Below are 4,580 nucleotides of genomic sequence, written 5' to 3'. Positions count from 1 at the left end.
GAATGCCGTACCATCGACATTCCCGAAGTAGGCAAAATGGAGGCTTATGCCAATCGCGATTCACTGTTGTACCGCGAAGCTTACGGCCTGGGGGACATTCCCAATATTTTGAGGGGGACTTTGCGTTACCCCGGCTTTTGTGAAGCCTGGGATGCCTTGATCCAAATCGGCTTGACGGATGCTGACTTCCCAATTTTGCATTCTGGCGAAATTTCCTATCACGAGTTGATGGATGCCTACGTGGATCAACACATTGGTGGCTCGGTCAAAGAACGGATTGCCCAGATGTTGAACGAAGACATCAATTCACCCATCATGAAAAAACTGGAATGGCTGGGTGTCTTCAGCAAGAAAAAAATCAAATTGCCCAATGCCACTCCGGCGCTGATTCTGGAGCACCTGCTGCGCGACAAATGGAAACTCAAACCAACCGACAAAGACATGGTGGTGATGCATCATGAATTTGAATACGAGAAAAAAGGGGAAAAACGCATCCGCACTTCTACCATGTCTCAAAAAGGAGTAAACGCCGACGAAACCGCTATGGCTCAAACGGTAGGTTTACCAATGGCCATCTTTGTGAAATTGGTGGTGGAGGGAAAAATCAAGTCGCGCGGGGTGCAAATTCCGGTGATGAAGGAGGTGTATGAGCCGGTGTTGAGGGAATTGGAGGAGTATGGGATCGTGTTTAAGGAGATTGATCGGAAGTTGTAGGGGGGCTGTTCCTATGTGTTGACTACCTGAAAATTGTTCATTAATTGAGGCGCCAATTTCGAAGTGCTTAAACTTCGGGCTTGGAGCCTCTTTCAATGAAAGGCCCTAATACCCTCTTAGTGAGGCAATCTCTTCCGCAACTTCCCATACAAAAACGTCCCTGTCATCGCAGACAATAGGAAAACCACCAATACCGTATAACCACTACCTAGCAAGATAAACATTGGGCCGGGGCAAATGCCCGCCAGGGCCCATCCAAGGCCGAAAATAAAACCACCGTAGATGTAGCGCTTCCAACTGGTATCCTTAGGATTGATGTGAATTTCTTCACCTTCCGTTGATTTCATGTGGGTGCGTTTGATCCATTGTACCACACAGATGCCACAGGCAATGGCAGAGAAGATGATGCCATACATGTGGAAGGACTGGAAATGGAACATTTCAAAAATGCGGAACCAGGACACTGCCTCCACCTTGTACAGGGTGATGCCGAAAATGATTCCCACCAAAATATATCTGGACATTCGCATGGCTGAGGAATTTTAAAAAACTAGAAATGGTTTAAAGCCACTCCGGATGGATTTACCGGAAAATCAGTGGAAATAGCACATAGGTCATGAACAGGCCACCCAAAAAAAAACCGATCACCGCATACAGTGAACCCAACTGCAAAGCCGACATGCCACTGATGGCGTGACCGGAGGTGCAGCCCCCCGCGTATCTTGCCCCAAAACCTACCAAAAAGCCACCAACCACGATGACGAGTAAACCCTTCAAAGTAAACAGCGCTTCCCAACTGTAAAAATCGGGCACAAGCGGCACCTGACCTACTTCATAGTTGAAGCCAAATTGGCGCAGGCTTTCTACCGTTGCTGCGGAAACGTGGGCTAGATTATTTCCCGGCGCGGTGAAATAATGCGCCGCCAAATAGCCGCCAAAGACTGCTCCCAGTGCTACCAAGAGGTTCCAGCCTTGCGACTTCCAGTCGAATTTGAAGAATTCGTTCATTTCATCCGCCCCATCGGCAGCGCACATGGTGCGGAAGTTGGCCGATATGCCAAACTCCTTACCGAAGTACAACAAAATGAACATGATAAAGGCAATCATCGGTCCGCCTACCCACCAGGGCCAAGGTTGTGAGATGAAATCAATGATCTGGACCAACCATTCAGGTGCCATTTTCAAAGTGTTTTCAAGTGAAGTGATATAGCGGTGGAGATAACTACTCCGCATAGGACGAAAATAGCTGCGCTTTTTTTGCGCTGAGGTGAAAAAGGTAGGCTTTGAGAATGATTTTTGTCGCCAGGAGGGGGTACCGAATACCCTTTTGTTGAATGACTAAAAGCAACCCTTACTGCCGCTTAAAAAACGCCCAAGCCTCCACATGCACATCAATATCCCCCGGATAATCGTGTTTACCCCCGATCACTTTCAGCAGTGTCACTTCTGGTTTCCCTTTTGCTTTGAACTGGTAGCGCTCAACCGTCTTGCCATCCTTGGGATCAGTGTCGGGTAAGGCCGTTTTTATGGGCTCCCCAGTGTACCCTGCCAAAGCAGACCAATATTGAAAGCTACTTTCCGTAGAGCGGATCAAACCCATATTGACCCCATTACCGAGTATTATTTGTCCGCCTTCCCAACGATTTAGAGGGTCTGCGGTGCCATTGACAATCATCACAGGTTTGGCCACTTTTTTATCGATGCAATCAAAATTACTGGGGTCAGGCAGACTGGCTACAATGGCGGTGATGGCCTTTATTTTTTCCGGCAAGGTCATGGCCAATTTGTAGGCCATGTGGCCGCCGCCACTGGTGCCTACCACAAAGACATTTTTGGTGTTGATCCGGTACTGCTTTTTAAAATATTGGATCATTGCTTCGAAAAAGGCCTCTTCATTGATGTTTTCCTGGTTTGGCGGGGTAGCAGCAGCTTTGCGGCACTCATTCCAATAGCGCTTGTAGCCATCGGGATAAACAACTATAAAATTTTCGCTGCTGGATAATTCATCCAATTTGCTTGCTCTGGCCATCATTTGTTTGCCATTTCCGCCGGAGCCGTGTAGCACAAAAATGAGGCTCTTGTTCTTTTTGTTGTTTTCGGGTCGGTTGAAATGAAAACGGCGGAAGTTTTTTTCAATCTCAATCGAATCGCTGATCACTTGAGCACTTGCGGTCAAAGAAAACAAACAGCAGCATAGCAGTAAAATTGAAGGTATAAGGAGTTTCATTCGTTAAATGGTTTACATTTGGAATAAAGGTATAAAATTTGCTAATTGGATAGATTTCAATAAGCAACCTCATTTTGTTTGGGCGAAAGAAATAGACTTCAAACGTAATCCGTTTATTCCCCATGCACCAGAAATTATACTTAAGCCAATACTTTACCCTCACCCGCGTTTATCTGTTTTACCAGCTCCTCCGCCAGGGGACCATGCTGTTAATTGCCATTCTCCTAACCAAAAGCCAGTTAAGCACCGCCGCCATCGGCCAATACGAGCAAGTCTGGTTCATGGGGGGCGCCTTGAGCTTTTTCTGGATGATTGGTTTGCAACAAGGTTTATTGAATTATTACCCCCGCCTTGAAGCCGTGGCTCAGCCACAACTTTTGGCTTTAGCGGTAACTGTTTATTTTTTGATCAGCGGAGTTTTACTGGGAGGATTGAGTTTATTCCCCACCGTGTTTTTGCCCATCTTTAGTGGCCAAAGCAGCTTACCCTTTGCCAGCATTGCCCTTTTGTTCTTGTTTTTTTACCTGCCTACATTATTGACCGATACTTTGTATGTCTTGTTAAAAAAGCCAATTGAGCTTTTAGTGTACGGAATTCTGAGCTTTGGTGCCCAATTGTTGGTCGTATTGTTGCCCGCATTTTGGGGCTGGAGCGCCGGGACGATTGTATTGGGTTTAATGTGGCTTTCTTTATTCAAAGCACTGTGGTTAATCGTTTTGGCGTTGCGCTTTGGCCAATGGAACTGGGAATGGTTGCATTTTAAAAATTGGTGGAATGCCTCTTTTTACCTGATGATTTACTCCGCCATTGGGGGCTATATTACCGTGTTCAACGCCTGGATTGTGAACTGGTATTATGCTGGCGACGAACTTCAATTTGCGCTCTTTCGATATGGTGCCCGGGAATTACCGGTTTCTCTTGCCTTGGTGGGTGGGCTGAATGCCTTGATTTTGCAAAAAGCAGCCACAGATTTACCAGGTACCATGCCGGAAATTCGCAGTCGATCTACTAGATTGATGCATTTTTTGCTGCCTTTTACCATTGTACTCATGCTGAGCTCAAGGTGGTGGTTTCCGGCGCTGTTCAACGCCGATTTTTTGGCGAGTTTACCCGTGTTTAATACCTTTTTGTTGTTGGTGATTTCGCGGGTGGTGTTTTCTTTTCCGATTCTCAATGCGTTGCAGGACAAGCGCATTACACTGGTTGGGGCTTGCAGTGAAGCTGTTTTTAATGTAATTGCCTGTTTTGTTCTGGTGCCCATTTGGGGATTAGTGGGTATTGCGCTAGCCAATTTTCTGGCCTATGGGCTTGAGAAACTGATTTACGGTGTGCATTTATCCCGGCGCTATGGAATTCACTTGAATGCCTATTTGAATGTGCCAATATGGCTTCTTTACAGCACGATATTAATTTTAGCCTGGCTTGTACAAATTATCTAGTATAAATCCCCCTTCACTGAAACCTTTGCGCTAGTTTTGCGTCTTAATCTGGCTTGTTGACTGACAAGCTAGCATTCATCGTTAAAATCCATTGAAAAATGTCCAAAGTACTCATCATTGGCGCGGGTGGGGTAGGCCGGGTAGTGGTCTACAAATGCGCTCAACATCCTGAAGTATTCTCCGAAATTCTGGTCGCCAGC

Annotated in this window: 6 protein-coding genes; 3 read left to right on the top strand and 3 right to left on the bottom strand. The window is 46.3% G+C overall.

The window, feature by feature from the left end:
- On the top strand, positions 1-714 hold a 714-nt coding region (locus SFV55_RS11640; protein ID WP_320029673.1), incomplete at its 5' end, for a saccharopine dehydrogenase C-terminal domain-containing protein.
- A 116-nt stretch (positions 715-830) separates the two neighbouring features.
- Here the strand turns inward: SFV55_RS11640 and SFV55_RS11635 are convergent.
- The 3 genes from SFV55_RS11635 to SFV55_RS11625 all read right to left on the bottom strand — a co-directional run bounded on the left by SFV55_RS11635 (position 831) and on the right by SFV55_RS11625 (position 2,941).
- Positions 831-1,244, bottom strand: coding sequence for a YeeE/YedE family protein (locus SFV55_RS11635; protein ID WP_320029672.1), 414 nt, complete (start codon positions 1,242-1,244; stop codon positions 831-833).
- 52 nt (positions 1,245-1,296) lie between these two features.
- Positions 1,297-1,893 (bottom strand): YeeE/YedE family protein, encoded by a 597-nt coding sequence (locus SFV55_RS11630; protein ID WP_320029671.1) that lies wholly within the window; start codon positions 1,891-1,893, stop codon positions 1,297-1,299.
- 172 nt (positions 1,894-2,065) lie between these two features.
- Positions 2,066-2,941 carry an alpha/beta hydrolase family esterase gene (locus tag SFV55_RS11625; protein ID WP_320029670.1) on the bottom strand — a complete coding sequence of 292 codons (876 nt, stop codon included), beginning with the start codon at positions 2,939-2,941 and terminating at the stop codon, positions 2,066-2,068.
- A 122-nt stretch (positions 2,942-3,063) separates the two neighbouring features.
- Between SFV55_RS11625 and SFV55_RS11620 the strand changes: the two genes are divergently transcribed.
- Together SFV55_RS11620 and SFV55_RS11615 are read left to right on the top strand one after the other, a co-directional pair.
- Positions 3,064-4,380, top strand: a complete 1,317-nt coding sequence (locus tag SFV55_RS11620; RefSeq protein WP_320029669.1) for a lipopolysaccharide biosynthesis protein — start codon at positions 3,064-3,066, stop codon at positions 4,378-4,380.
- Between the two features lie 98 nt (positions 4,381-4,478).
- On the top strand, positions 4,479-4,580 hold a 102-nt coding region (locus SFV55_RS11615), incomplete at its 3' end, for a saccharopine dehydrogenase NADP-binding domain-containing protein (RefSeq protein ID WP_320029674.1).

The organism is Haliscomenobacter sp. (assembly GCF_033763495.1).
In the GTDB taxonomy this organism is placed as follows: Bacteria; Bacteroidota; Bacteroidia; order Chitinophagales; family Saprospiraceae; genus Haliscomenobacter.
The sequence above is the reverse complement of the archived record's forward strand: the minus strand, read 5'-3'. Positions and strand labels throughout refer to the sequence as shown.

Excerpts from the sequence above, each read along its gene's own strand:
- SFV55_RS11635 (WP_320029672.1), bottom strand. The coding sequence starts at position 1,244 with ATGCGAATGTCCAGATATATTTTGGTGGGAATCATTTTCGGCATCACC.
- SFV55_RS11630 (WP_320029671.1), bottom strand. The coding sequence starts at position 1,893 with ATGGCACCTGAATGGTTGGTCCAGATCATTGATTTCATCTCACAACCT.
- SFV55_RS11625 (WP_320029670.1), bottom strand. The coding sequence starts at position 2,941 with ATGAAACTCCTTATACCTTCAATTTTACTGCTATGCTGCTGTTTGTTT.
- SFV55_RS11620 (WP_320029669.1), top strand. The coding sequence starts at position 3,064 with ATGCACCAGAAATTATACTTAAGCCAATACTTTACCCTCACCCGCGTT.